24 protein-coding genes are annotated in these 21,160 nt (G+C 63.7%); 12 read left to right on the forward strand and 12 right to left on the reverse strand.

Annotation, left to right across the window (positions count from 1 at the left end):
* Positions 1–105 precede the first annotated feature (105 nt).
* From andAc to ACODSZ_RS13520, 12 genes are all read left to right on the forward strand, one after another.
* Positions 106–1,386 carry an anthranilate 1,2-dioxygenase large subunit AndAc gene (andAc, locus tag ACODSZ_RS13465; RefSeq protein ID WP_488927779.1) on the forward strand — a complete coding sequence of 427 codons (1,281 nt, stop codon included), beginning with the start codon at positions 106–108 and terminating at the stop codon, positions 1,384–1,386.
* Positions 1,383–1,883, forward strand: coding sequence for an anthranilate 1,2-dioxygenase small subunit AndAd (gene andAd, locus ACODSZ_RS13470; protein WP_175344158.1), 501 nt, complete (start codon positions 1,383–1,385; stop codon positions 1,881–1,883). The genes andAc and andAd overlap by 4 nt, the downstream gene beginning before the upstream one ends.
* A 7-nt stretch (positions 1,884–1,890) precedes the next feature.
* Positions 1,891–2,964: an anthranilate 1,2-dioxygenase ferredoxin subunit AndAb gene (gene andAb / locus ACODSZ_RS13475; protein WP_488927780.1), complete on the forward strand. Its 1,074-nt coding sequence runs from the start codon at positions 1,891–1,893 to the stop codon at positions 2,962–2,964.
* 102 nt (positions 2,965–3,066) lie between these two features.
* Positions 3,067–4,245, forward strand: a complete 1,179-nt coding sequence (locus tag ACODSZ_RS13480; RefSeq protein WP_488927781.1) for an ABC transporter substrate-binding protein — start codon at positions 3,067–3,069, stop codon at positions 4,243–4,245.
* A gap of 12 nt (positions 4,246–4,257) precedes the next feature.
* Positions 4,258–5,172 carry a branched-chain amino acid ABC transporter permease gene (locus ACODSZ_RS13485; protein ID WP_008331492.1) on the forward strand — a complete coding sequence of 305 codons (915 nt, stop codon included), beginning with the start codon at positions 4,258–4,260 and terminating at the stop codon, positions 5,170–5,172.
* 8 nt (positions 5,173–5,180) lie between these two features.
* On the forward strand, positions 5,181–6,134 hold the full coding sequence (locus ACODSZ_RS13490; protein WP_488927782.1) for a branched-chain amino acid ABC transporter permease: 954 nt from the start codon (positions 5,181–5,183) through the stop codon (positions 6,132–6,134).
* Positions 6,124–6,891, forward strand: a complete 768-nt coding sequence (locus tag ACODSZ_RS13495) for an ABC transporter ATP-binding protein (RefSeq protein WP_488927783.1) — start codon at positions 6,124–6,126, stop codon at positions 6,889–6,891. Before ACODSZ_RS13490 ends, ACODSZ_RS13495 begins: the two co-directional genes overlap by 11 nt.
* Complete coding sequence (locus ACODSZ_RS13500; RefSeq protein WP_488927784.1) at positions 6,888–7,598, forward strand: ABC transporter ATP-binding protein; 711 nt, start codon at positions 6,888–6,890, stop codon at positions 7,596–7,598. The genes ACODSZ_RS13495 and ACODSZ_RS13500 overlap by 4 nt, the downstream gene beginning before the upstream one ends.
* A gap of 73 nt (positions 7,599–7,671) precedes the next feature.
* Positions 7,672–8,523: an alpha/beta hydrolase gene (locus ACODSZ_RS13505; protein ID WP_488927785.1), complete on the forward strand. Its 852-nt coding sequence runs from the start codon at positions 7,672–7,674 to the stop codon at positions 8,521–8,523.
* 371 nt (positions 8,524–8,894) lie between these two features.
* Positions 8,895–9,983, forward strand: a complete 1,089-nt coding sequence (locus ACODSZ_RS13510; RefSeq protein ID WP_175344153.1) for an HlyD family secretion protein — start codon at positions 8,895–8,897, stop codon at positions 9,981–9,983.
* Entirely contained in the window at positions 9,980–11,572 is a 1,593-nt protein-coding gene (locus tag ACODSZ_RS13515) for a DHA2 family efflux MFS transporter permease subunit (RefSeq protein ID WP_008331486.1), read from the forward strand. Before ACODSZ_RS13510 ends, ACODSZ_RS13515 begins: the two co-directional genes overlap by 4 nt.
* Before the next feature lie 113 nt (positions 11,573–11,685).
* A complete protein-coding gene (locus tag ACODSZ_RS13520) occupies positions 11,686–12,192 on the forward strand; it encodes a winged helix-turn-helix transcriptional regulator (RefSeq protein ID WP_175344152.1) in 507 nt (168 codons plus the stop codon).
* 43 nt (positions 12,193–12,235) lie between these two features.
* Here ACODSZ_RS13520 and ACODSZ_RS13525 read toward each other — a convergent pair whose 3' ends face one another.
* The 12 genes from ACODSZ_RS13525 to ACODSZ_RS13580 form a co-directional block, all read right to left on the reverse strand.
* Positions 12,236–13,111 carry a hypothetical protein gene (locus tag ACODSZ_RS13525; protein ID WP_488927786.1) on the reverse strand — a complete coding sequence of 292 codons (876 nt, stop codon included), beginning with the start codon at positions 13,109–13,111 and terminating at the stop codon, positions 12,236–12,238.
* Between the two features lie 3 nt (positions 13,112–13,114).
* Positions 13,115–14,452 carry an AAA family ATPase gene (locus tag ACODSZ_RS13530; protein WP_488927787.1) on the reverse strand — a complete coding sequence of 446 codons (1,338 nt, stop codon included), beginning with the start codon at positions 14,450–14,452 and terminating at the stop codon, positions 13,115–13,117.
* A 177-nt stretch (positions 14,453–14,629) separates the two neighbouring features.
* Positions 14,630–15,241 (reverse strand): riboflavin synthase, encoded by a 612-nt coding sequence (locus tag ACODSZ_RS13535; protein ID WP_488927788.1) that lies wholly within the window; start codon positions 15,239–15,241, stop codon positions 14,630–14,632.
* A 47-nt stretch (positions 15,242–15,288) separates the two neighbouring features.
* Positions 15,289–16,410, reverse strand: a complete 1,122-nt coding sequence (ribD, locus tag ACODSZ_RS13540) for a bifunctional diaminohydroxyphosphoribosylaminopyrimidine deaminase/5-amino-6-(5-phosphoribosylamino)uracil reductase RibD (protein ID WP_175344148.1) — start codon at positions 16,408–16,410, stop codon at positions 15,289–15,291.
* A 106-nt stretch (positions 16,411–16,516) separates the two neighbouring features.
* Positions 16,517–16,990 (reverse strand): GspH/FimT family pseudopilin, encoded by a 474-nt coding sequence (locus ACODSZ_RS13545; RefSeq protein WP_488927789.1) that lies wholly within the window; start codon positions 16,988–16,990, stop codon positions 16,517–16,519.
* A gap of 4 nt (positions 16,991–16,994) precedes the next feature.
* Entirely contained in the window at positions 16,995–17,450 is a 456-nt protein-coding gene (locus ACODSZ_RS13550; RefSeq protein ID WP_241820876.1) for a type IV pilin protein, read from the reverse strand.
* A 2-nt stretch (positions 17,451–17,452) separates the two neighbouring features.
* Positions 17,453–18,085, reverse strand: coding sequence for a pilus assembly PilX family protein (locus tag ACODSZ_RS13555; protein WP_175344146.1), 633 nt, complete (start codon positions 18,083–18,085; stop codon positions 17,453–17,455).
* Positions 18,082–18,963, reverse strand: a complete 882-nt coding sequence (locus ACODSZ_RS13560) for a PilW family protein (protein WP_175344220.1) — start codon at positions 18,961–18,963, stop codon at positions 18,082–18,084. The genes ACODSZ_RS13555 and ACODSZ_RS13560 overlap by 4 nt, the downstream gene beginning before the upstream one ends.
* Before the next feature lie 32 nt (positions 18,964–18,995).
* A complete protein-coding gene (gene pilV, locus ACODSZ_RS13565) occupies positions 18,996–19,511 on the reverse strand; it encodes a type IV pilus modification protein PilV (protein ID WP_488927790.1) in 516 nt (171 codons plus the stop codon).
* Positions 19,512–19,603: 92 nt separating this feature from the next.
* Entirely contained in the window at positions 19,604–20,221 is a 618-nt protein-coding gene (locus ACODSZ_RS13570; RefSeq protein WP_008331470.1) for a DUF924 family protein, read from the reverse strand.
* Complete coding sequence (locus tag ACODSZ_RS13575) at positions 20,218–20,439, reverse strand: RNA-binding S4 domain-containing protein (RefSeq protein ID WP_241820874.1); 222 nt, start codon at positions 20,437–20,439, stop codon at positions 20,218–20,220. Before ACODSZ_RS13575 ends, ACODSZ_RS13570 begins: the two co-directional genes overlap by 4 nt.
* 58 nt (positions 20,440–20,497) lie before the next feature.
* Positions 20,498–21,148, reverse strand: coding sequence for a response regulator (locus ACODSZ_RS13580; protein WP_175344144.1), 651 nt, complete (start codon positions 21,146–21,148; stop codon positions 20,498–20,500).
* Positions 21,149–21,160 lie beyond the last annotated feature (12 nt).

Consider the following 21,160-nt stretch of genomic DNA (forward strand, 5'->3'; position numbering starts at 1 on the left):
TACTGCCCTTCAACTATGCAAATGGCGGATATTCGTCCTTGTGCAGCCTGCCTAAGATGGCTCATCGTCCAGGTCCCGCCTGGACTCCAACGATGAGGACTTCGCATGAGCACATCCATCCAACTCGAACAGCAAGGCTATGCACCGCTGGTGCAATTCCCCCGCACCGATGGTGCGCGCACGCCCTACAAGGTATTCAGCTCCAAGGAAGTCTATGATCTGGAGCAGGAACGCATCTACCGTGGTCAGACCTGGAGCTTCCTGGCGCTGGAAGCCGAGATCCCCAACAACGGTGATTACAAAAGTACCTTCGTTGGCGATACCCCGGTGGTAGTCACCCGCACCGAAGATGGCACCCTGGCCGCCTGGGTCAACAAGTGCTCGCACCGTGGCGCCATCGTCTGCCGTACTCCGCGCGGCAATGCCAGTTCGCACAGCTGTGCTTATCACCAGTGGAGTTTCGATGCGCGCGGCAACCTGCTGGGCGTCCCCTTCCGCCGTGGCCAGAAGGGCGCCACCGGCATGGCCAAGGACTTCGATCCCAAGTGCCACGGCCTGCGCCAGTTGCGCGTGGACAGCTACAAGGGCCTGGTCTTCGCCACCTTCAGCGAGACCGTGGAATCGCTGCCGGACTACATCGGCGCCGAGATGCGCCCGTGGATCGACCGCATCTTCCACAAGCCCGTCGTCTACCTCGGTTGCACGCGCCAGTATTCCAAGTCGAACTGGAAGCTCTACCTGGAAAACGTCAAGGACCCGTATCACGCCAGCCTGCTGCACCTGTTCCACACCACCTTCAACATCTTCCGCGTGGGCATGAAGGCGCGCTCGCTGGCCGACAAGCATCACGGCCTGCACAGCATCATCACCGCCACCAAGAATGAAGTGGAGACGGCGGACGCCTACAAGCAGCAGGAGATCCGCTCCTTCGATGAGGGCTTCTCGCTGCAGGATCCGTCGGTGCTGGGCCAGATCAAGGAATTCGAGGAACTGACCACCAACCATATCCAGCCCATCTTCCCGCAGCTGGTGGTGCAGCAGATCCATAACACCCTGGTGGCGCGGCAGTTGCTGCCCAAGGGGCCGAGCAACTTCGAGCTGGTCTTCCACTTCTTCGGTTACGAGGATGACACCCCCGAGCTGCGCGCCCTGCGCATCAAGCAGGCCAACCTGGTGGGTCCGGCCGGCTACATCTCGATGGAAGACACCGAGGCCACCGAACTGGTACAGCGTGGTACCGCCCGCGATCCTGATCATTGCTCGGTGATCGACATGGCGCGCGACAACCCCGACCAGGAAGACACATTGATTACCGAAAGCCTGATCCGCAAGTTCTGGATGGGCTACCAGAAACTGATGGGCTTCCCGTCCATCGAGAAGGCATGAGCGAGGCAAAGCAGATGCAAAACATGGAACAGATGAGCTTGTGGTTCGAGCTGCACCAACTGCAGGAGCGCTATGTGCATGCGCTCGACAATGACCGACTGGAACAGTGGCCGGATTTCTTCACCGACGATTGCCTGTATGAAATCGTGCCGCGCGAGAACGCCGATGCCGGCCTGCCCATCGGCATCATCTATTGCGACAGCAAGAAGATGCTGCAGGATCGCGTGCTCTCGCTGCGCCACGCCAATATCTACGAGGCGCACACCTATCGCCACATGAGCTCGGGGCTGGTGTTCACGCAGAACGCCGACGGGTCGGTGGATGCGCAATCGAGCTACGTGGTGGTGCAGACCTTGCAGAACGGCGAGTCTTTCGTCTACCAGGCCGGCCGCTATGAGGACCGCGTGGTCAAGACCGAGGCAGGCTGGCGCTACGCCCGCCGCCGTGTGGTCTACGACACGCTGCGCGTGGCGACCCTCCTGGCTACCCCGATCTGAGGCGGCCATGAGCGAGTGGTTCGATGTCGGCCATGCCGATGATTTCGCCGAGGGCGAAGTGGCCGCAGCCCGCGCGGGCAGCCAGGCGGTGGCGGTGTTCCGCCTGGGTGAGGAAATCTTCGCGCTCAAGGACTTGTGTACCCACGGCAATGCCAAGCTCTCGGATGGTTACGTGGAGGACGGCTGTGTTGAATGTCCTCTGCATCAGGGCTTGTTCGATATCCGCAGTGGTGCGCCGCGCTGTGCGCCGGTGACCGAGGCGGTGCGCAGCTTCCCGGTGCGCGTGGTGGCAGGCCGGGTCGAGATCGGCGTGGGCGGGGAGGGCGAGGCCGCCCCAGCAGCGAGTACCGCACCGGCATTGCTGCAAGTGCAGGCCACGCTGGAAGGCATCACGCGCGCCGCCCCGGATGTGGCGATCCTGCGCCTGCGCTGTGCGGTACCCTTGTCCTATCGCGCTGGCCAATACATCGACCTGTTGCTCGAAGACGGCCAGCGCCGCAGCTATTCCATGGCGACTTATGCCCGGGACGGCAGTGACCTGCTGGAGCTGCATGTGCGCCACCTGCCCGGCGGACTCTTCACGGACCGCCTTTTCAACGGCATGCAGCCGGGGCAGCCGTTCTCGCTCGAAGGACCTGCCGGCAGCTTCTTCATGCGCGAGGGCAGGCAGCCGGTGATCCTCCTGGCCAGTGGCACAGGATTTGCTCCGGTCAAGGCACTGGTGGAAGAGGCCATCGCCACCGGCAGCACGCGTGCGATGCGTCTTTACTGGGGTGGCCGCCGTGCCGCCGACCTGTATCTGGATGCACTGTGCCGCGACTGGGCGGCGAGCCTGCCGTGGTTTGACTACGTGCCGGTACTCTCGGAGGCCGATGCCGCCAGCGGCTGGAACGGACGCACCGGCTTGGTCCACCAGGCCGTGATGCAGGATGTGCCGGCGATGCAGTCATATCAGGTCTATGCCTGTGGCGCGCCGGTCGTGGTAGAGTCAGCGCGGCGCGATTTTACGGCCAGCTGCGGCCTGCCCGGGACAGCTTTCTTTGCGGATGCCTTCGTCTCGAAAGCAGACCTGCGGAAATAGTTATTCCAGCCGGGGCGCGCAGTGAAATCCAGGTTTCACGCGCCGCTGCGTTTCCAGTTTCACACCGAATTCAAACCAAAGAATCTAGAGGGGAATCCAGGCATGAATCGACTCACGAAAGTGGCAGGTGCGGTAATGATGGCGATGGCGACGGGTGCAAGCCTGTCCGCGCAGGCGGCCGATGTGGTGAGGGTGGGTTTCCTGACCACCCTGAGCGGCCCGGCCAGTGCGCCCGGCGTGGATGAGCGCGAAGGCTTCATGCTGGCCATGAAGATGCTGGGCAACAAGCTCGGCGGCGTGCCTGCCGAAGTCATCGTGGTCGATGACCAGTTCAGCCCCGATGCCGCCAAGCAGGGCGCGGACCGTCTCATCAAGCGCGAGAAGGTCGATATCCTCAGTGGCTTCGTCTATTCCAACATCCTCTTGGCGGTGGCCCCGGCGGCCTTCGCCAGCAAGACCGTGGTGGTCAGTGCCAATGCCGGTCCTGCGCAACTGGCCGGTGCCGGCTGCAATCCCTATTTCTTCAGTGCCAGCTACCAGAACGATGCGGCTCATGAAGCGGCCGGCAAGCTGATGGCCGACAAGGGCTACCAGCGTGTGGCCATCATCGCTCCCAACTATCCGGCGGGCAAGGATGCCTCTGCTGGTTTCAAGCGTTTCCTGAAGAAGGATCCCGCGCTGGAACTCTTTCCCAAACTCGGCCAGCTTGATTTCGCCACCGAGATCGCGCAGTTGCGCGCGGCCAATATCGATGCCCTGTATTTCTTCCTGCCGGGCGGCATGGGCGTGAACTTCGTCAAGCAATACGCGGCCGCCGGCATGGATACGAAGATCGTGCGCGTGATGCCCGCCTATGACGCCGACCAGCAGATGCTCTCCAACGGCGACCTGATCGCGGGTGTGGCCAACACCGGCCAGTGGTCGGCCGACCTGCCCAATGAACAGAACCGCGCCTTCGTGGCGGCCTATGTCAAAGAGTATGGCCACCAGCCGTCGATGTTCGCCTCCCAGGCCTATGACGCGGCCATGCTGATCGACAGCGCCGTCAAGGCCATTGGTGGCAAGGTCGAGAATCGCGAGGCGCTGATTGCGGCCATCAAGGCGGCCAACTTCAAGTCGGTGCGCGGTGGCTTCAAGTTTGCGGCCAATCACTTCCCGATCCAGAATCAATATGCCCGGGTGGTGACCAAGGCGGCTGACGGCAAGTACGTCAACAACATGACGCAGACGCTCTTGCCCGATCACGTCGACGCCTATGTCGGTCAATGCAGGATGCCTTGAGGATGGTGCACCTTGGGTAATCTGATCTTCGAGCAGGTGCTCAACAGCCTGCAGTTCGGTGTCATGCTGTTCCTGATCGCATCGGGATTGACGCTGATCTTTGGCGTGATGAACTTCGTCAACCTGGCCCATGGCAGCTTCTTCATGATCGGCGCCTACGTGGCGGCGGTGGTGGCCGGGGCCAGCGGCTCGTTCTGGCTGGGCCTGCTGGTGGCCTTGCCAGTCACGGCGGCGCTGGGCTTCCTGCTGGAGTGGCTGGTGTTCCGGCGACTCTACAAGAAGGACCATATGGTCCACGTGCTGGCGACCTTCGCCTTCATCCTGATCTTCAATGATGGCGTGCGCATGATCTGGGGGCCGCAGCCATTGCCGCTGAACATGCCGCCGGCCTTCGCCGGTCCGGTCAATTTGTTCGGACTGCCCTATTCCAGCTATCGCCTGCTGGTGATGGCAGTGGGCGTGGTGGTAGCCGTGGCGCTGTATTTCCTCATCAACCGCACGCGCATCGGCATGTGGGTGCGCGCCGGGGCCAACAATCTGGAGATGGTCACAGCCATGGGCATCAACATCCGTCTGCTGTTCCGGCTGGTGTTCAGCTTCGGGCTGCTGCTGGCGGCGCTGGCCGGGATCATGCTGGGCCCGCTGGTGGCGGTGCAGGCCGGCATGGGAGATGACGTGCTGATCCTGGCCTTCGTGGTGGTGGTCATCGGCGGCATCGGTTCGGTGCCGGGCGCGGCCATCGGCGCACTCATCGTGGGCGTGGTCGATACGCTGGGACGCAGCCTGCTGCCGCAGCTCTTCGCGCTGTTCCTGAGCGCCGATGCAGCGGCCTCGGTCGGCCCCGCGCTGGGCTCGATGATGATCTACCTGGTGATGATCGCGGTGCTGTTCTGGCGCCCCAGTGGTCTGTTCCCTGCCCGTACCTGAGGAGTGTCATGCGGCGTCTTTTCGTTCCCCTGCTGATTGTCCTGGCGGTGCTGCTGCCACTGCTGGCGCAGGCCAGCGGCATGGAGTACTACATCGGCGTGCTCACCCGCATCCTGATCTTCGCGATGGTGGCGGCCAGCCTCAATTTCATTCTTGGCTACGGTGGCATGGTCAGCTTTGGTCATGCGGTGTTCTTCGGGCTGGGCGCGTATGTCACGGCCATCGCCAGTTTCCATGGCCTCACCAGCGCCTGGCTGATCTGGCTGCTGGCAGCGCTGGTGACGGCCCTCGTGGGCGTGGTGATTGGCGTGATCGCACTGCGCACACGGGCAGTGTATTTCATCATGATCACCATGGCGCTGGCGCAGTTGTTCTACTACTTCTTCGTCGGCTTCCGGTATTACGGCGGTGATGATGGCCTGCAGGTCGCGGCGCGCCCGTTGCTGGGTTTCGGGCTCGACATGAGCGGCGACAACGCCTTCTATTGGGTGGTGCTGGCCTGGCTGGTGGCCAGCCTGGTGCTGCTGCAGCGGCTCCTGGCCTCGCGCTTCGGTCTGGCCTTGAATGCGATCCGGCAGAATGAAAGGCGCGCCTTGGCCATCGGCTATCCGGCGCTGCGCTACAAGCTGGCAGCGTTCGTCATTGCAGCGGTCATTGCAGGACTGGCCGGCAGCCTCATCGGCATGAGCAATCTCTTTGCCAGCCCCAAGCTGTTGCACTGGTCGCAGTCCGGCATCCTGCTGGTGATGGTGGCGCTGGGCGGGGTCGGGTATTTCTACGGTGGCCTGCTGGGCGCGGCTGCTTTCCTGTTGCTGGAGGAAGTCTTGTCCACCCATTTTGAATACTGGCAGATCCATGTCGGCCTGATCCTCTTGCTGGTGGTCATGGTGGCACCGCGCGGCATCAGCTCGCTGGCCTCCATCGGCGAGACCCTGAAGAAGGAAGAGCAGCATGGTGCATGAACAGGCAGCGCCTGCCCTCGCGGTCAAGGGCCTGAAGAAGAACTACGGTGGTCTGGCGGCCACGCGTGATGTGGATCTGGAGATTGCGGCAGGACACGTCCACGCCATCATCGGCCCCAACGGCGCAGGCAAGACGACCTTGCTGTCGCTGCTGTCCGGTGCACTGGCCGCCGATGCTGGCGAGGTCTATCTGTTCGGCCAGCCCGTGCATGTTCATGCCGAACAGGCGCGCGTGGCAGCGGGATTGGTGCGCTCGTTCCAGATCACCAGCGTGTTCGATGAACTGAGCGTGCTGGAGAACCTGCAGGTGGCGGTGCAGCGCGGACAGCATCGCAGCTATGGTTTCTTCCATGCCAGCGCCGCTGATCGGGCGGTCCGCGAGGCGGCGATGACGGTGGCGCGGCGCGTGGGACTGGAGCAGGTGGCGCATCAGTTGTCGTCGCAACTGTCGCATGGTGCGCGGCGGCGGCTGGATGTGGGCCTGGCCATCGCCTGCGGTCCGCGTGTGCTGTTGATGGATGAACCGATGGCCGGCATGGGGCATGAGGAGTCCGGCGACATGATCGCGCTGATCCAGTCCCTCAAGCAGGAGCTGACGGTGGTGCTGGTGGAACATGACATGGAGGCCGTCTTCGCCCTGGCCGACCGCATGACGGTGTTGGTGCAGGGCGCGGTGCTGGCCACTGGCAGCGTGGAGGAGATTCGCGCCAATGCCGAGGTCAAGCTGGCCTACCTGGGCGAGGAGGAAACGCCATGAGCGCATTGCTGGAAGTGGAAGGGCTGACCGGGGGCTATGGCGCGAGCCAGGTGCTGTTCGGGATCGACATGCAGGTCAGGGAAGGCGAGGTGGTGACGCTGCTCGGTCGCAATGGCATGGGCAAGACCACCACGCTGCGCACCATCCTCGGATTGAATCGTCCGACCGGCGGCGTGGTGCGCTTTCGGGGGGAAGCCATCCACACTGCCAGTGCCGACGCCATCGCCCGGCGCGGTATTGCCATCGTGCCGGAGGGGCGGCAGATCTTCAGGAACCTGAGCGTGGAAGAAAATCTTTCCGCCTTCGCGGCGCGCCGTAATGGCCGCGACAATCCCTGGACGCTGGAAAAGATTTATCAACAGTTCCCGCGCCTGAAGGAACGTCGCCACAATGGCGGCGGCCAGCTCTCGGGCGGCGAGCAGCAGATGCTGGCCATCGGCCGTGCACTGATGACCAATCCGCATCTGCTGATCCTCGATGAAGCCACCGAAGGCCTGGCACCGCTGGTACGGGAAGAAATCTGGGCTTGCCTGAAAGCCTTGCGCGAGTATGGGCTGACCATCATCGTCATCGACAAGTACATCAAGCGTCTGATCGGCTTTGCTGACCGGCACACCATCCTCGAAAAGGGCAAGGTGGTCTGGCAGGGGGATTCGGCGCAGCTGTCGGTACAGACGGAATTGTGGGATCAGTATCTGAGCGTGTAGGACGCTTGTTGCGCGGATATTGATCCATTAACGCAGGTTTAATGCTGTTGCAAACAGCGTTAAGGAAAACTGAATGCTCCCCAATCAAGTCAAGACGGACGCTCGCCGCGTTGTTTGTCCCATCGCCGAGTGCGAAGCGGGTTACAACCTCAAGGCGGCCTTTCCGGATTTTCCGCAGGTGCTGCAGCAGTGGCAGCAGGCGACCGCCGCCATTGCCAATATCTTGCTGACCGAGTCCGACATCGCCTACGGTGATGCACCGCTGCAGCGTTTCGATTTCTATCGGGCGGCAGGGGCGCAGCGGCCCTTGCTGGTCTTCATTCACGGTGGCTACTGGCAGGGTGGCGACAAGCGCGATATCGGTTTCATCGCCACGCCCTATGTCGAGGCGGGCATCAGTGTGGCGGTGATCAATTATTCGCTGGCGCCGCAATCGCGCATCGAGGACATGGTGGCGGAGGTGCGGGTGTTTCTTGCCACCCTTGCGCAGCAGGCGGATCGACTGGGCATCGACCTCAACCGCATCGCGCTGATGGGGCATTCGGCAGGCGGTCATCTGGCGGCCTTCGTTGCCGCGCAGGCGGGCGCGTTGCCGGTGCAGGCCGTATTTGCCATCAGTGGCGTGTTCGATCTGGTGCCGCTGATTCCGACTTCACTGAACAAGGCGCTCACGCTGGATGAGCCGCGGGCGGATGCGCTCTCGCCGGTGCTGCAGGCCGGGCCCGCGGGTACGCGCGTGCATACCATCATCGGTGAACTGGAGACTGAGCAGTTTCACCTGCAGGCGGCCGTGATGGCCAATTGCTGGCCGCAGGTGGTGGCGCATCACGTGGTGCCGCAGACGCATCACTACACCGTGCTGTTCCCTCTGGCTGATGGAGACAGTCCGGTGTGCCGTGCCGTGATCGCGGAGATCCTGCGCTAAGGCTGCCGCCGCGTCATACCCCGCCATTGCCCGGCAGACGCCCCACGCGCCCGCCGGAGCAGGGCGTCCCGACGCTCGATTGACTCCGTCCCGCTCGGAACGTTGTCCCCACATCTCCCCGGTCACATTCCCCCTGCACCTCCTCCCTCTCCGATGGAGCAAGGCTGGCCCCAGCCTTCCTGTCTCATTTTGGCTCAGCCGGGCATAGTAACTTGCATAATGATAGTTGATTGCGTATAGTAACTTTCAAAATAGAAGTTACATATTCCGAAGGACGTTGCCGCTGCTCATTGATGGGCCGCGTCACTTGGCAATGCTTCCCGCGCCGCCGTTATTTTTTTCTTTCATCGATCTTTGCAAGGAGCTGTGCCATGGCGACACCTACCTCACCCGATCCCGCACCCCAGGCGGTCCGCAAGCCCATGGCGGGTCGGCTGCATGTGGGGTTGGCCGTAGGGGCGGCGGCAGCCATCGTGCTGATCTTCTATGGATGGCATTGGTGGCAGCACGGGCGCTTCATGGAGGACACTGACGACGCCTATGTGGGCGGCGACATCACCGTCATCAGTGCCAAGGTACCGGGCTACATCGCGGCCGTACAGGTGACCGACAACCAGTTCGTGCACGCCGGAGACCTGCTGGCCAAACTCGACGACAGCGACTACCGCGCCGCCCTGGCGCGTGCCGAAGGCGGGGTGGCGGCACGGCAGGCCGAGATCGCCAACCTGGAGGCCACGCGCGCAGTGCAGACCGCCCTGATCGCGCAAGCCCGTGCCGGGGTCGACGCCAGCCAGGCCGAGCTGGTGCGGGCACAGGACGATGACCGTCGCTTCGAGCGTCTGGTCGACCGCGCAGCCGTTTCGGTGCGGAGTGCCCAGAAAGCTGCGGCCGATTTCCGCCAGGCCGCTGCCAACAGCCAGAAGGCGCAGGCTGGCCTGGCCGTGGCGACGCGCCAGCTGGAAGTGATCCAGACCCGGCGCCAGCAGGCCGAGGCCGGACTGGCCCAGGCCCGGGCCGAGCGGGAAGCGGCGCAACTGAACCTGCGCTATACCGAATTGCGCGCGCCCATCGATGGCGTGGTCGGCAATCGCCGCGCCCGCACCGGGGCTTATGCCGCCACGGCCAGCCAGTTGATGGTGATCGTGCCGGCGCGCGGACTGTGGATCGATGCCAATTTCAAGGAAAGCCAGTTGGCCGGGATCCGTCCCGGCAATCCCGCCACGGTCGAGGCCGATGCGATTCCCGGCCGTGTCTTCCATGGTCATGTAGCCAGCGTGGCGCCGGCCACCGGCGCGCAGTTCAGTGTCCTGCCGCCGGAAAACGCCACCGGCAACTTCACCAAGATCGTCCAGCGGGTGCCGGTGCGCATCCTGCTCGATAGCGCGGACGGCGTGCTCGACGCCTTGCGACCCGGGCTGTCGGTGGTGGCCAGGGTGGACCGCCGGGGCCAGGGTTCATGAACGCGGCCAGTGCAGCGGCGGCGCGGCTGATCCAGCCGTCGCAGATGAGCACGTCCTCCAAGGTGTTCGCCTTTGGCGTGATGTGCATCGGCATGTTCGTGGCCTTGCTGGATATCCAGATCGTGTCGGCTTCGTTGCGCGACATCGGCGGCGGGCTCTCGGCCGGCAATGATGAGACGACCTGGGTGCAGACCAGCTACCTGATCGCCGAGATCATCGTCATCCCGCTCTCGGGATGGTTGACGCGCACCATGTCCACGCGCTGGCTGTTCGCTTTCTCGGCGGCCGGTTTCACCCTCACCAGCCTGCTGTGCGGCCTGGCGTGGAATATCCAGAGCATGATCGTGTTCCGGGCCCTGCAGGGTTTCCTGGGCGGCTCGATGATTCCTACCGTGTTCACCACGGCCTTCGCTTTTTTCGACAACAAGCAGCGCGTGATCGCCGCCTCCACCATCGGTGCCATCGCCTCGCTGGCACCGACGCTGGGCCCCACCGTCGGCGGCTGGATTACCGACCACTACAGCTGGCACTGGCTATTTTTCATCAACCTGTTGCCGGGCATCTTCATCACGCTCACCGTCCCGCGCCTGGTGCGCATCGACCTGCCGGACTGGTCGCTGTTCCGGCGCGCCGACTATCCGGGCATCCTGCTCATGTCGCTCTTCCTCGGTTGCCTGGAATACACGCTGGAAGAAGGTCCGCGCTGGGACTGGATGAGCGATCCGGCGATCGCCACCACTGCCTGGGTAGCGGGAGTTTCGGGCGTGCTCTTCGTCTGGCGCAGCCTCAGTGCGGCCGAACCGGTGGTGGACCTGCGGGCGCTGAAGGAACGCAATTTTGCGCTGGGATGTTTCTTTTCCTTCGTCACCGGCATCGGCATCTTTGCCACCATCTACCTCACGCCGCTGTTCCTGGGCCGGGTGCGTGGCTTCAGTGCGCTGCAGATCGGGCTGGCGGTGTTTTCCACCGGGCTGTTCCAGATCATGTCCATCCCGCTCTATGCCTGGCTCACGCGCCACCTTGACCTGCGCTGGATCATGATGATCGGCCTGGCCCTGTTCACGCTGTCGATGTGGCAGTTCGTTCCCATCACGCATGACTGGGGCTGGGCCCAGCTGCTGCTACCGCAAGCCCTGCGCGGCGTTGCCCAGCAACTGGCGGTGCCGCCGACGGTGACGCTGACCCTGGGCAGCCTGGCCCCGGCGCGGCTGAAGTTCGCTTCGGGGCTGTTCAACCTGATGCGCAACCTGGGGGGCGCCATCGGTATCGCCCTGTGCGCCACCATCCTCAATGACCGGACCAACCTGCACTTCATGCGGTTGGCCGAGCACCTCAACGGCGTCAATGAGGCCATGCTGCAATGGCAGGGTATATTGGCTGGCGACCTCGCGTCCCAACTGGGCGATGTCCTAGCGGGCCAGGCGGCGGCCTTGCGGCAGCTGTGGCAGCTTACCTATCGCGAGGCATTGACAATGACCTTTGCCGATGCTTTCCTCGCCGTGGGCTGCTGTTTCGTGATCGCTACACTGATGGTGCCGTTCATGCGCAAGGTGGCGCCGCCCAAGGCACCCTCGGCCGATGCGCATTGAGCTTCATGCAGATCTTGGGCGTGGCACAATGCGGGGCCTCCTGCGGGGCCGGCCGAAAAGCTTGGCGGGCCGGGCGGCAGACGATGGTAGAGCCAAGCAATGGAGAGCAAGACATGCAGCGCAAGCGTTTTGATGACATGCAGTGCCCGATCGCCCGCTCGCTGGATCGCGTGGGCGAGTGGTGGAGCATCCTGATCTTGCGTGACGCTTTCTACGGGCTCACGCGCTTTGATGAATTCCAGAAGCACCTGGAGATTGCGCCCAACATCCTCACGCGCCGCCTGGCGGGGCTGGTGGAAGAGGGCTTGCTGGAGAAGGTGCTGTATTCGGAACGGCCTCCCCGTTACGAATACCACCTCACGCCGCGCGGCCGGGATTTCCGGCCGGTGCTGCTGGCTCTGCTGCAGTGGGGTAACAGCCATTTCGCGCCGGAAGGGCAGAGCGTGATCCTGACCGATATCGAGACCGGCAAGCAGGCCATCCCGCTGATGGTGGATGCCGAGACCGGCAAGCCCATCACGGCGGCCACGCACATCATCGCTGAAGGTCCGGCCGCCGGCGAGAAGATCCGGCGCCATATTGCCGAGCTGGTGGCCCGGCGTACCGGCAAGCCGGCCTGAGCCGGCCTCAGGCCGAGGTAGTGGTGCTATGCGTGGATGAATCTCATGCTGGCAGCGCTTTGAAGATGAGGTCTGCGAGTTCTTCCGCTTTTTTGTAGTTGGTAGCGTAGAGCGTGTAAAACGCATTGAGGCACGCACTGAACTGGTGTGTAGGGCTGCGCATGCTGTCTATTTTCTTTGCAGCCCGATCTTTCTTTATCTGGTTGGCATTGCTGTTGAATATCTCCAGCGCATCCCAGAGATTGGTGATTTCTTCCGAGCGGCGCAGAACCAGATCTTCATGATTGAGCTGGAAGAAGGCAATGTTGGTGACGGCGCGTTCGTGCTTTGGTCCCGAAGGATACCTGGCTTGGGCCAAGGGACCGTCGAAGGTGATGAGGTCTTCCGGATCGTCCGGATCCACTGATGCGATCGGATAGCACAGCAAGGGCAGCTCACTTCGCATCTGCTCGGGAAATCCGCCGTCGACGTTGCGCTTTCCCCGCACCGGGAAGTAATTGGACTTCAGGGTCGAATTGCAGCGGGTGCAGGCGATGGCATAGTTGTGCGGGTGATACGCCAGCAGGTAATAGCCCTTTTTGCTGTCCGCGCCGAGTGGCCAGGTGTCCGGAAAATCCTTCCAGTATTCGACCTTGCGGTCGGGCCAGCGCTTGACACTGCTCTTGGGGCGGTAGTGCTCGACCTCATGCACCTTGCTGGCCAGCATGGCGCCTTGCAGCTTGGTTTCGCAATAGGCGCATTTTTCATGCTGGAGCGTGATGTAGACCTGCTTGATCTGGCCCCAGAACTCGGTGCCGCCGGTATAGTCGCCTGTCGCTGCGTAATCCTTGGTGCGCGCTTCTGCCCTCGAGATCCAGGTTGCATTCCTGGCGTTGATGAGGGCGAGCAGATCCTCTGATGCGATAGGGTAGCGGATCATGCCTCACCCCTTGCGCTTGGCCGTGGCGCGTGTCGAACGTGCCGATCCCGTTGTCTTCCCGGAGGTGGCTGCCGCTTTCGGTGCGCCCTGTGCCAGTAGCCTGAGATAGCTGGCCGATGCGCCCTTGGTGCCGGAGGCGGCCGCGCGCGCAAGCTGTGCGAGCTGTTCGGCTGTCTCGGGAGCCCGTGTGCTTTGCAGGCCGAAGTAGGGCGAGAGCAGGATTTGTTCAGCACTGCGGCCATGGACCCTGTCAGCGGATTGCGTCACCTCGACGGCATTGTTTTCCGCCCTGAGCGTGAACAGGTTGCCAGCTTCAAGCGAGCCCACTACCAGCGGACTATGTGTGGTCACGATGAACTGCACATTGGGCAGAGCCTCGGCCAAGGTTGGTACGACCACCTTTTGCCATTCCGGATGCAGGTGGAGATCGATTTCGTCGATCAGGACCACACCGTGCATGTCGCGTAGCATCAAGCCCTTGCCGATGCCCATGCATACATGGAAAAGCATGTCGCCAATCCATCCGACATAGGCCTTGTAGCCGTCCGAGAGCGCGCGAAACGGCAGGGCCACGCCATTCATTTCGAAGAGATGCTCGCGCGTGGCGGAAACCTTGGTGGATTTTGCCTGCATGCGGCAGGCATCGGGCAGCAAGCGGTTGATCAGGTTGACGACCTGTTTGTAACGTCCCTTGTTGGCATCTTCGTACTGTGGCAGCCAGTACGACAGCGGCACCAGGCTGACGTGGTCCTCGAACAAGCTTGCCACGCGTTCATACTTGCGCTGGCGCGACTTCAAGCGTGCGCTTTCATCCACGCGCGAGGACGCCTCGACGCGTCTTGTCGCGCCGTAGCCCGCGACGAAAAATGCAGGGTCGGATTCTTCGAACTGTGCTGCCATCAGTTTTTTTTCCATCCCTTTCGGCGACACCTCGCAGGACAGGATCTCCGCCGATCCGACGGCACGGATTTCAGAGGTCAGCTTGATGGCTGTCGAGCGCGACCTTGAGGTCACGGTCAATTCATCCGGGCCGAGAATGACGTCTGCCTCGATCTGGGCGTGATCGGAAAGCCTGGGGCGCTTCGTGGAGCGAACGGGCTGCGTCCACCCGTCAGGTCGGCGGATGAGGCCGTCGGCAACGAAGCCGGACGAAGTGCTGAGCAAGGGACCGAGGGTGGACAATGCCGCCGCGCGCAAGATAGAGGTCTTGCCGAAGCCGTTGCCACCGAGAATGACGTTGACGTTGGGATATTTCAGCCCGGTATCGCCTGGCTTGTTCAGTGCTAAGGTGGCAGATGATATCGAGCGCAGATTCTTGATCGTCAGGGACTTGATATGCATGGGGGCTCCAAGGCACAACCGGGTCGTCAATGGAGTGCCATTGTCGGTGATCGCTAGCCGATAGTCCACTTCCGTGTCGCCCCCGCGCAGGCGGAAAGCCGGTGTCTTGCGCAGCTTGGCGGTGCGGGTCGGCGGGTGGCGTCCCCAGGCCCCTGCCTTGGCAGGGGCGACAGGAACTTACTTCGCCGAGAGCATGCGCTCTACATACCGCGCAATCAGGTCAATCTCCAGATTGACCTTGCTGCCCGCCTTCAGGTGCTTGAGGGTGGTCACTTCCACGGTATGCGGAATCAGGTTGATGGAGAAGCGACAGGCGTCGGCCAGGTCTTCCACGCGGTTGACCGTCAGCGATACGCCATTGACCACGATCGACCCTTTGTAGGCCAGGTACTTGCCCAGGACCTTGGGCGCATCGACGATCAGCTCGCGCGATTCGCCCACCGGCTCGAAGGAATGCACCTGCCCCAGGCCATCGACGTGGCCGGAGACCAGGTGGCCACCGAGGCGCTCGGCCAGGGTCAGGGCCTTTTCCAGGTTGACTTCGCCGGGAACGTCCAGCCCTGCCGTCAGGCGCAGGCTTTCACGGGAGACATCGACGGTGAAGCCGCGCTCGGTCTTCTCCACCACGGTCATGCAGGCGCCATTGAGCGCAATCGAATCACCCAGGCCGACATCGGCCATGGGCAGGGCGCCCGCATCGATGGTCAGCCGAACACCGGCCTCGGGGCCAGCTGCCAAGGGGGTCACGGAGGTGATGGTGCCGACGGCGGCAACGATTCCTGTAAACATGATTCAGTCCTGATACAAAAAATCTGAAATAAAAAGCAAAAAATCACTTACGCGAAACGGGCAAGGATACGCAAATCCGGCCCGACCTGCTTGACCTCGTGGAAGTGGATGCCGATCTTGCCCGACAGGTCTTCCAGCGGCGGCAGCTCGAACATGTTGCGGCCATCGCCGATCAGGGCCGGGGCCAGGTAGACCAGCAGTTCATCCACGCAGCCTTCGCGGATCAGGGCGCCGTTGAGCTTGGCGCCGGCTTCCACATGCAGTTCATTGATCTGCCGCTGCCCCAGTTCGCGCACCAGGCCGGGCAGGTCGACCTTGCCCTCGGCGTTGGCCAGCAGGATCACCTCGGCGCCTTCGGCTTCGAGGGCGGCGCGTTTCTCGCGGTCATCGGTGGCCGTGAAGACCCAGGTATTGCCACCCTGGATGACGCGCGCCTCGGGCGAGACGATCAGCTTGCTGTCGACCACGATGCGGCGCGGCTGGCGCGGGGTGTCGATGGCGCGTACGGTCAGTTGAGCATCGTCTTTCTGGATGGTGCCGATGCCGGCCAGGATGGCGCAGGCGCGGGCGCGCCAGATGTGGCCATCATCGCGGGCGGCCTGGCTGGTGATCCACTGGCTCACGCCATTGTGCAGGGCGGTCTTGCCATCCAGACTGGCGGCGCTCTTCATGCGCACCCAGGGGCGGCCGGTGCGCATGCGATGCAGGAAGCCGATGTTGATCTCGCGCGCCTCTTCTTCCAGCAGGCCGCAGGCCACCTCGATGCCGGCCGCCTGCAGGCGGGCCAGGCCCTGTCCGGCTACCAGCGGATTGGGATCGGCGATGGCCGCCACCACGCGCGCCACGCCGGCACGAATGAGTGCATCGGCGCAAGGCGGGGTGCGGCCGAAATGGCTGCAGGGTTCCAGCGTGACATAGACGGTAGCGCCGCGTACGTCAGCACCGCGCGCGGCGGCGTCGGCCATGGCCTGGATCTCGGCATGGTGACCGCCGGGCGGCTGGGTGAAGCCGGCGCCGATGATGCGCCGCTCCTTGACGATGACGCAGCCCACGCGCGGGTTGGGCGTGGTGTCGAGCATGCCGAAGCCGGCCTGCAGCAAGGCCAGCGCCATGGCTTGCTGGTCATTCTCGATATCGAACTGGTAGAGCGGGTCGGCGGTGGAAGTCATGGTGAGCAAAAAAGAAAAAGGCTGCAGGGCCTGCCACGGGCGAGGCCGGATGCCCGTCAATATACACGGCTTTGCGCGATCATCCGCAAGGCTGTCTGCGCCTGCTTCACTCGGTGGCGGCCTGGCTGCACTCGATGTCGATCACCGGATTGCAGATCCGTACCCGACCCAGGAAATTGATCACCACGGCGCGTGAATTCACGCCGCCGCTGAAATACCAGGTGCCGCGCGTGACCGGCTGGCCGTCCGGTTGATAGGCCACCAGCTCGCCGCCGACGGTATAGGCCACGGCGATGCCGGCGTCCAGGGCGGAATGGCGAGCCACCGCCTGTTGGCCGACCTGGATCTCCCATCCGCTTTGCCAGTCGCGTCCGTCACGCGGACGCATCTCGGCGCGGCGACCGGCGCGCAGGGCCTCCGAGCGGGTCAGTTGCACGGCGTGGAAGAAATCGCTGCCGGCGGCGGCCAGTTGGTGTTCGCTGGCCAAGTGTCGCAAAGTCGGCAGGCCGACCCCCAGCACCAGGGCGGCAATGAGCAAGGTCACCATCAGCTCGATGAGCGTAAATCCTGTTGCACGCATGGAGTCACCAACACTCCTTGCCGTCAGCGCGGCGGTTGCCCCGGCTGTCGGCCTGCAGCACGCCGCACTGACGATCCTCATAGCCGCTGTTGACGCCACTGCCTCCGGGCGTGGCCGTGACCAGCACGCAGCTGGAGAGATCCTCTTCCTCGCAGGCTCTTGCCGACAGAGCATAGGCGCTGGTCTGCGGGGTGGCACCGGAATACCACTTGAATCCCTGCGCCGCGTTGCCCGGCTGGAATGCCCGGTAGCGGTGCTGGTAGGCATGGTGGCGTTCCTGTTGCAGCAGCACGTGCAGAATGGCGGCGCGTCCTTCGGCGCGGCCGGCTTTCTGGACGATATGGCGGTAGCCATTCCAGCCCAGTGCGGCCAGCAGGATGACGATGGCCAGGCTGACCAGGATTTCCAGCAGGGTGAAGCCGCGTGGCGGCAAGGGAGGGGCGAGCAGGGGGACAGACATGTTCATTCCGTAAAAGTCAGATAGAGAGGACGCCAGGCCCGCAGCGGACAACTGGCAGGAGCGCTGGCCGGACGGGCTGGCAAACGCACCAGTGCCTGCAGGGCCAGGATGGCGCCATGCCGGCCATAGCCGACGGCACTGAGACGATAGAGCGGGGTGGACGCCTGTTCCTGTGCAAGCCGGCCCGCAGTCTTGTGGTCCACCGGTGCCAGCCGTTCGATCAGATAGCGCGGTATCGGTACGCCGGGCAGGGCGCGGAACTGGCGTCCGGTGAATTGCCCGTAGGTAGCCGAGATTGCCCGGGCGCCGTGCAGCTGGGCCGGCTCCCAGCCGGCATGTTCGGGCTGGCCGACGCACAGGCCGGCGCCGGCGGCATCGGTGCGGCAGGCGCGCGCCGCGCCAAACTCCTCGGGATCGATGTGGCGGTGGTAGCGCAGGTCATCGCAGGCATCCTCCAGCGCCGCCTGGGCCGCCAGTCTGGCCTGGGCATGTTCGCGATGATTGCGCGCGCCGCGTTCCTCCAGCAGGAGCAGCGAGGTGGTGGCCACACCCAGCAGCATGATCACGCTCAGCAGCATGAGCGTGATCATCAGGGTGGCACCGTGCTGATGGTCGGGACGCGTCGCAATCTTCATTGGCGGAGCTCCGCAATCACCAGGTTGCGCAACATCACGGTGCCCTGGAACACCGCACGGCGCCGCTGTTCCTGGCCCGATTCGATGACGCGCCAGGCGGGATCGGAGCGGCGCGCGGGGAGGAAGAGGTCGTAAGCGCGCGCCTCGCTATCCTGCGGCGCAGGGCGTCGCTGCAGACCGCGCACCAGCAGCGCGATACGCACCAGCACCACGCGGTTCCAGGCATCGGCAGGCATGGATGAGGCGTCCAGCCAGCGGTCGGGACGTCCATCGTCGTCGCTGTCGATGGCGTAGCGCAACTGCATGGCTTCCACGCCACGGGCGATGGCATCGGAGGTCCAGGCACCGTTCTTGCCCTGGTAGCGGCAGCGCAGCTCGGGTTCATCGCCGGTGCCGGGGGCGATGAAATAGATGACCCAGTGGCGTGCGGCTTCTTCAAGCGGCTTCACCGGGGCCGGCGCGCCGCTGCAATGGCTGAGCTGGGCATGGCTGCCGCGCGGGGCGCCGAAGAAGCCCAGCATCAGCAGGTCGCTGCGGTTGACGCCATCGCCGGTACTGCTGCCGAAGCGTCCTGCGGCCGGATCGAGTGCATCGGCCTGGCGGCTGTCATCCAGGCCGCGCAGGCCGGCCAGCAGGGCCGGCGGCGCGCCCTCGGGGAGACTCTCCACAGGCAGGTGGCCAGCCTGGCGCAACACCTGCTGCAGGTGATCCAGGGCCACCCGGCCAGTCTCCTCGACGCGTCCGGCGTCATCCATCTCCTGATAGGCTGTGCGCGCCTGCTGCAGCAGGGTGCCGGCAACCAGCACCACCAGCAGGCCGACGGCCAGCGCGATCATCAGTTCGACCAGCGTCAGCCCGGCTTCCTGCAGGCGCCGCATTCGGATCGGGAGGGACAGACGGGACAGCATCGTCAATGTCCCAGGGTCAGGCTCAACAGCGGTGTCGTGCCACCGGCAGCGGGACTGCCCGTAGCGAGGCGGCGCCAGGCCATTTTCAGGACCACCGGACTGTGCTCCAGTGCGTCGCAGCGCCAGTCTTCCGGCGCTGCGCGCTGGCCGTCACGGCAGACCGTGACACGGACATGGGGGAAGTCGCGTACCAGCCTGCCACTCCAGTCGGCCAGGCTGACCAGGGCGAAATCAGTCGGGCTGCAGGCGGCCTGTTCGCAATCGGCAGGGGCGCTGAGCGGTTTGCCGGTGGTGAGCGAAAACAGTAGCGTATCGGATGGGGCGGTGCCAGCCGGCAAGGCCGCGCGTAGTTCGGCCAGTTCTTGCGCCATCAGCGTGGCGCGCGCATGCAGGCTGCTGTCGCGGCTGCTGCGCAACGCATGCAGTTGCAGCATGGCGATGGCCAGGGCACCAGTGCCGATGACCAGCATGGCCACCAGTACTTCCATCATCGAAAAACCACGGGAGCGACCACGCATGGGAAATCCTGCAAGGGAAAGCCCGCGAGTCTAGGGAAAAAGGAAACGCCGCTCCAGCAAAAGCCCGAATCAGTCTGCCGCCATCGAAAACTTCAGAAGGAAGAGCCCGGTTGCTTGAGGAATTCGACTTCCTCCGGCGTGCTGTCACGCCCCAGGATGCGATTGCGATGCGGGAAGCGACCGAAACGTTTGATCACGGCATGGTGACGTCGCGCATAGTCGGCATAACCGTCAAAGCTCGGCCTGTCCTCGCCGCTGGCGGCCTTGGCCAGGCTGCCCATGAGTTGCACCACATACTCCTGGTCGTCCAGGTCTTCGGCATGTTCCAGCGGCAGGTAGACGAAGACCCGGGCCAGCGGCGGCAAGGCGGCGTCCAGTCCCATGGCCAGCGCCAGGTGGCTGCACTGGCGCGCCAGCGCATCGAAGGCGAAGGCCTGGGGGGTATCGCGGTAGATATTGCGCGGCATCTGGTCCAGCAACAGGATCAGGGCCAGCATGCTGCGCGGGGATTCGGTCCAGTCGTCGAGCTGGTTGGCGGCTGCCTGCTGCACCAGCGGTTCGAAGCGGGTGCGGCATTGGGCGTCGATGTCGGGGTTCTTGCTCCACCAGAGCTTCTTCTGGCGTTCGGCCACCTGATGCGCGGGGAGCTGCTCCCACTCGGGACCGAACCAGAAGTCCAGTAGCGCGTCGACGCCGGCGTGCGGGCTCATTCGGCCAGCACCGTGATCTGCACGTCGCCCAGCGTGACTTTCTGGCCGGCGGTGATCTTGCAGGTCTTGCGGGTTTCCGGCTTGCCGTCGACCTTGACCTGGCCGTCGGCTACCAGCTGCTTGCCGGCGCCGCCGCTGTCGCACAGGCCGCAGAGTTTGAGCAATTGGTTGAGCTCGACGTAGGGATGGCCTTGCAGCGGGAAGGTGATCTTTTGCATGTTTTCTCTCGGAAATGCCGCCCGCATCAGGCGCGGGGGGAGCGGTACGGTACGCCGCTCAGGGCGTTTTGTCCAGACCGTGTTCCACAGCATACACGGCAATCTGCACGCGGCTGCTCAGGTTGAGCTTCTTGAGGATGTTTTGGACATGAATCTTCACTGTACTTTCGGCCACGTCCAGGCTGCGGGCGATCTCCTTGTTGCTCTGGCCCCGTGCGACGCAGCGCATGGTGTCACGTTCGCGCGCGGTCAACTTTTCCTTCATATCGCCTGAAACCGCCGGTCTGGCGGCCCGGAACTGCATCACCAGCTTGGCCGTCATCGCCTCCGAGATCACCGGCTCACCGGCGGCGGCCCGCTTGATGGCCTGCACCAGGTAATCGGCTTCGATGTTCTTGAGCAGATAACCGGCCGCGCCATTGTGCAGTGCCGTGCTGAGGTCCTCTGCTTCTTCTGACACCGACAGCATCAGCACAGCCGTCTCAGGCAAATCCTCCACGATCAACTGCATCGCCTCCAGGCCCGACAGGCCGGGCATGTTCAGGTCCATCAGGACCACGTGGGGACGCAGCTGACGGGCGCGCTTGACGCCATCGAGGCCATCGACGGCCTCGCCCACGACCTCGAATTCAGGATGGCGTTGCAGCAGGAGGCGCACGCCGCTGCGAAAGAGGGTATGGTCATCGACCAGGAGAATACGGATGCTCATGCGGCGACTGCT

The organism is Herbaspirillum sp. FG34, from assembly GCF_057809315.1.

What these genes read in the sequence shown, in the direction of transcription:
- andAc (WP_488927779.1), top strand. Translation starts at nt 106, where the DNA reads ATGAGCACATCCATCCAACTCGAACAGCAAGGCTATGCACCGCTGGTG.
- andAd (WP_175344158.1), top strand. Translation starts at nt 1,383, where the DNA reads ATGAGCGAGGCAAAGCAGATGCAAAACATGGAACAGATGAGCTTGTGG.
- andAb (WP_488927780.1), top strand. Translation starts at nt 1,891, where the DNA reads ATGAGCGAGTGGTTCGATGTCGGCCATGCCGATGATTTCGCCGAGGGC.
- ACODSZ_RS13480 (WP_488927781.1), top strand. Translation starts at nt 3,067, where the DNA reads ATGAATCGACTCACGAAAGTGGCAGGTGCGGTAATGATGGCGATGGCG.
- ACODSZ_RS13490 (WP_488927782.1), top strand. Translation starts at nt 5,181, where the DNA reads ATGCGGCGTCTTTTCGTTCCCCTGCTGATTGTCCTGGCGGTGCTGCTG.
- ACODSZ_RS13495 (WP_488927783.1), top strand. Translation starts at nt 6,124, where the DNA reads ATGGTGCATGAACAGGCAGCGCCTGCCCTCGCGGTCAAGGGCCTGAAG.
- ACODSZ_RS13500 (WP_488927784.1), top strand. Translation starts at nt 6,888, where the DNA reads ATGAGCGCATTGCTGGAAGTGGAAGGGCTGACCGGGGGCTATGGCGCG.
- ACODSZ_RS13505 (WP_488927785.1), top strand. Translation starts at nt 7,672, where the DNA reads ATGCTCCCCAATCAAGTCAAGACGGACGCTCGCCGCGTTGTTTGTCCC.
- ACODSZ_RS13510 (WP_175344153.1), top strand. Translation starts at nt 8,895, where the DNA reads ATGGCGACACCTACCTCACCCGATCCCGCACCCCAGGCGGTCCGCAAG.
- ACODSZ_RS13515 (WP_008331486.1), top strand. Translation starts at nt 9,980, where the DNA reads ATGAACGCGGCCAGTGCAGCGGCGGCGCGGCTGATCCAGCCGTCGCAG.
- ACODSZ_RS13520 (WP_175344152.1), top strand. Translation starts at nt 11,686, where the DNA reads ATGCAGCGCAAGCGTTTTGATGACATGCAGTGCCCGATCGCCCGCTCG.
- ACODSZ_RS13525 (WP_488927786.1), bottom strand. Translation starts at nt 13,111, where the DNA reads ATGATCCGCTACCCTATCGCATCAGAGGATCTGCTCGCCCTCATCAAC.
- ACODSZ_RS13530 (WP_488927787.1), bottom strand. Translation starts at nt 14,452, where the DNA reads ATGCATATCAAGTCCCTGACGATCAAGAATCTGCGCTCGATATCATCT.
- ACODSZ_RS13535 (WP_488927788.1), bottom strand. Translation starts at nt 15,241, where the DNA reads ATGTTTACAGGAATCGTTGCCGCCGTCGGCACCATCACCTCCGTGACC.
- ribD (WP_175344148.1), bottom strand. Translation starts at nt 16,410, where the DNA reads ATGACTTCCACCGCCGACCCGCTCTACCAGTTCGATATCGAGAATGAC.
- ACODSZ_RS13545 (WP_488927789.1), bottom strand. Translation starts at nt 16,990, where the DNA reads ATGCGTGCAACAGGATTTACGCTCATCGAGCTGATGGTGACCTTGCTC.
- ACODSZ_RS13550 (WP_241820876.1), bottom strand. Translation starts at nt 17,450, where the DNA reads ATGTCTGTCCCCCTGCTCGCCCCTCCCTTGCCGCCACGCGGCTTCACC.
- ACODSZ_RS13555 (WP_175344146.1), bottom strand. Translation starts at nt 18,085, where the DNA reads ATGAAGATTGCGACGCGTCCCGACCATCAGCACGGTGCCACCCTGATG.
- ACODSZ_RS13560 (WP_175344220.1), bottom strand. Translation starts at nt 18,963, where the DNA reads ATGCGGCGCCTGCAGGAAGCCGGGCTGACGCTGGTCGAACTGATGATC.
- pilV (WP_488927790.1), bottom strand. Translation starts at nt 19,511, where the DNA reads ATGCGTGGTCGCTCCCGTGGTTTTTCGATGATGGAAGTACTGGTGGCC.
- ACODSZ_RS13570 (WP_008331470.1), bottom strand. Translation starts at nt 20,221, where the DNA reads ATGAGCCCGCACGCCGGCGTCGACGCGCTACTGGACTTCTGGTTCGGT.
- ACODSZ_RS13575 (WP_241820874.1), bottom strand. Translation starts at nt 20,439, where the DNA reads ATGCAAAAGATCACCTTCCCGCTGCAAGGCCATCCCTACGTCGAGCTC.
- ACODSZ_RS13580 (WP_175344144.1), bottom strand. Translation starts at nt 21,148, where the DNA reads ATGAGCATCCGTATTCTCCTGGTCGATGACCATACCCTCTTTCGCAGC.